Origin of the sequence: Sulfurimonas sp. (genome assembly GCF_019429335.1) — a bacterium.
Classification (GTDB): domain Bacteria; phylum Campylobacterota; class Campylobacteria; order Campylobacterales; family Sulfurimonadaceae; genus Sulfurimonas.
This window is the reverse complement of the sequence record NZ_JAHYJB010000058.1, coordinates 1-3,147: the sequence shown is the minus strand read 5'-3', so window position 1 is coordinate 3,147 and position 3,147 is coordinate 1. Positions and strand designations below refer to the sequence as shown.

General features: G+C 42.3%; 2 protein-coding genes. Both read left to right on the top strand.

What is annotated here, in order from left to right; genetic code table 11:
* Positions 1-1,577 (top strand): dihydroxy-acid dehydratase (gene ilvD, locus K0A91_RS10750; RefSeq protein WP_295010185.1); only part of this gene is annotated, 1,577 nt, incomplete at its 5' end.
* A gap of 30 nt (positions 1,578-1,607) precedes the next feature.
* A partial coding sequence (gene thrS / locus K0A91_RS10745; RefSeq protein WP_295010184.1) for a threonine--tRNA ligase occupies positions 1,608-3,147 on the top strand: 1,540 nt, incomplete at its 3' end.

The window sequence follows — 3,147 nt, the reverse complement described above, 5'->3', positions numbered from 1 at the left end:
CAAACAGCTACATAGACATAATTCCTGGACATTTTTTCCTGCATGAATACGGAGAGATTGTAAAAGAGGCTATTCGTGAAGCAGGCGGAGTTCCTTTTGTGTTTAATACCATCGGTGTTGATGACGGCATCGCGATGGGGCATGACGGGATGCTCTACTCTTTGCCTTCTCGTGAAATTATTGCAGACTCAATTGAGACTGTTATGAATGCACATAAACTTGATGCAATGATATGTATACCAAACTGTGACAAAATTGTTCCAGGTATGATTATGGGGGCACTTCGCGTAAATGTTCCTACTGTTTTTGTTTCAGGCGGTCCAATGCCGGCTGGGCATAAAAAAGACGGTACACCGATAGATTTGGCTACTGCTTTTGAAGCAGTCGGCGTTCATGCTGAGGGTAAAATGACAGATGAAGAGTTGTACGACATCGAGTGCAACGCATGTCCAAGCGGCGGAAGCTGTTCGGGAATGTTCACGGCAAACTCAATGAACACTCTTTGCGAAGCTATGGGAATTGCACTTCCTGGAAACGGAACTATTTTAGCTATGACACCTGCTAGAATAGAGCTTGTTAAAAAAGCGGCTAAGAGAATTGTTGAGATGGCAAAGGCAGATGACAGCAAATATAATCTGCGTAATGTTTTAAATGAAAAAGCCGTTCACAATGCGTTTGTAGTTGATATGGCAATGGGCGGAAGCTCAAATACCGTTCTTCACATGTTAGCCATTGCAAGAGAAGCAGGAGTTGATTTTCCGATAGAGAAGATAAACAATATTGCTGACAATGTTGCGCATATTGCTAAAATATCTCCATCATTAACAACTGTTCACATGGATGATATTAACCGTGCAGGCGGCGTAAATGCTGTTATGAAAGAGGTGAGCCGCAGAGGCGGATTGCTTTATCTTGACAACCCTACAGTAACAGGTGAAACTCTTGGAGAGCGCATAAAAGATGCTAAAATCTTGGATGAGAGCATAATCCATACGAATGAAAATGCTTATTCTCAAGTCGGCGGACTCTCAATTCTTTTTGGAAATTTGGCGTTAGAGGGCGCGGTTGTAAAAACTGCAGGAATCGAGCCGAGTATGCGCCAGTTTAAAGGTACGGCAATCTGTTTTAACTCTCAAGCTGAGGCAATAACTGGGATAATGTCGCATAAAGTAAAGCCCGGAAATGTGGTAGTTATCCGTTATGAGGGTCCAAAAGGCGGACCTGGAATGCAGGAGATGCTAGCGCCTACGGCACTTATTCAAGGCATGGGACTTGGTGATAGCGTAGCTCTAATAACTGACGGTCGTTTCTCAGGAGCAACCAAAGGTGCAAGCATCGGGCATGTTTCTCCTGAAGCGGCAGAGGGCGGCTTGATAGCGCTTATAGAAGACGGTGATGAGATAGAGCTTGATGTTGATAAGCATATCTTGCAGCTAAACATTAGCGATGCAGAGATAGCAAAAAGAAAAGAGAACTACAAACCTCATAAAAATGAGGTTAAATCGAAGTGGCTCAAGCGCTACCAGCTTTTAGTCTCAAATGCTTCAAACGGGGCAGTTTTAAAGACAGAACTTTAATAGAATAAATAAAAGATAGGAAAAAAAATTTTGAACGCGATAGCAATAAAACATAACGGCGAAATTATAGATTTACAAACTGCCAAAGAGAAGGGTTTTGAGGGTGAACAGATTCATCTGGATAACTCTGTCGAGTCGCTTGAGGTTTTGCGCCACTCAACAGCTCACCTTATGGCTCAGGCGATAAAATCGCTCTATCCTGATGCAAAGTTTTTTGTAGGACCAAACGTAAAAGAAGGCTTTTACTACGATTTTAAAACTTCTAGTGAAATCGGAGAGTCTGATTTAAAAGAGATTGAAAAAGAGATGATCTCTCTTGCTAAAAAGAAGTATGAGATAGAGAAGTATGAAATCTCTATGGCTGAGGCAAAAAAGAAGTTTAAAGACGACCATCTTAAGCTGAGGGTAATGGAACGCATCTCAAGTGACACTGTTTCTATCTACAAGCAGGGTGAGTTTGAAGATTTATGCCGTGGTCCTCACCTCCCAAATATTGGACTTATCAGATACTTCAAACTTACCAAGATTGCCGGTGCTTACCTTGGCGGAGACTCTAGCAACGAGATGCTTACACGTATCTATGGAATAGCGTTTGCAGACAAAGAGGCGCTAAAATCATATCTTGATATGATGGCAGAAGCTGAGAAGAGAGACCACCGCAAACTTGGCGCAGAGATGAAGATGTTTACGTTCCGTGAAGAAGTTGGGGCAGGTTTTCCAATCTGGCTTCCGGCAGGCGGAAGACTTCGCGCAAGGTTAGAGTCACTTCTGTTTAAAGCTCACCGTAAGCGCGGTTATGAGCCTGTTCGCGGTCCTGAAATGCTTAGAAGCGACCTTTGGAAAACATCTGGTCACTACCAAAATTATGGCGAGAACATGTACTTTACAAATATTGACGAGATAGAGTTCGGTGTAAAACCGATGAATTGTGTTGGTCATATTAAGATATATGAAGAAGATTTGCACTCATACAGAGATCTTCCGCTTAAATATTTTGAGTACGGTGTTGTGCATAGGCATGAGATGACTGGTGCACTTCACGGGCTTTTTAGAGTTCGTGAGTTTACTCAGGATGATGCGCATATTTTCTGTAGAGCAGACCAGATTGAAGAGCAGATTATAGAGGTTGTGGATTTTGTAGATAAAATCATGTCAACTTTTGAATTCAACTACAAAATGATGCTCTCAACAAGACCGGCTAAAGCTGTCGGAAGCGATGAAGTATGGGAAGTTTCTACGCAGGCGTTAAAAAATGCGATGGATAAAAACAATCTTGTTTATGAAATAGATGAGGGTGGAGGGGCTTTTTACGGCCCTAAAATCGATATTAAGATTACTGACGCAATCGGACGCGAGTGGCAATGTGGTACAATACAGTTAGACTTTAATCTTCCTGAGAGATTTGAGCTTGAATACAACGGTGAGAATAACGACAAAATTCAGCCGGTTATGATTCACAGAGCAATTTTAGGTTCGTTTGAGCGTTTTATTGGTATATTAACGGAGCATTACGCTGGAGAGTTTCCAATGTTTATCGCTCCGACTCAGGTTGCAATCGTTCCGATTGCCG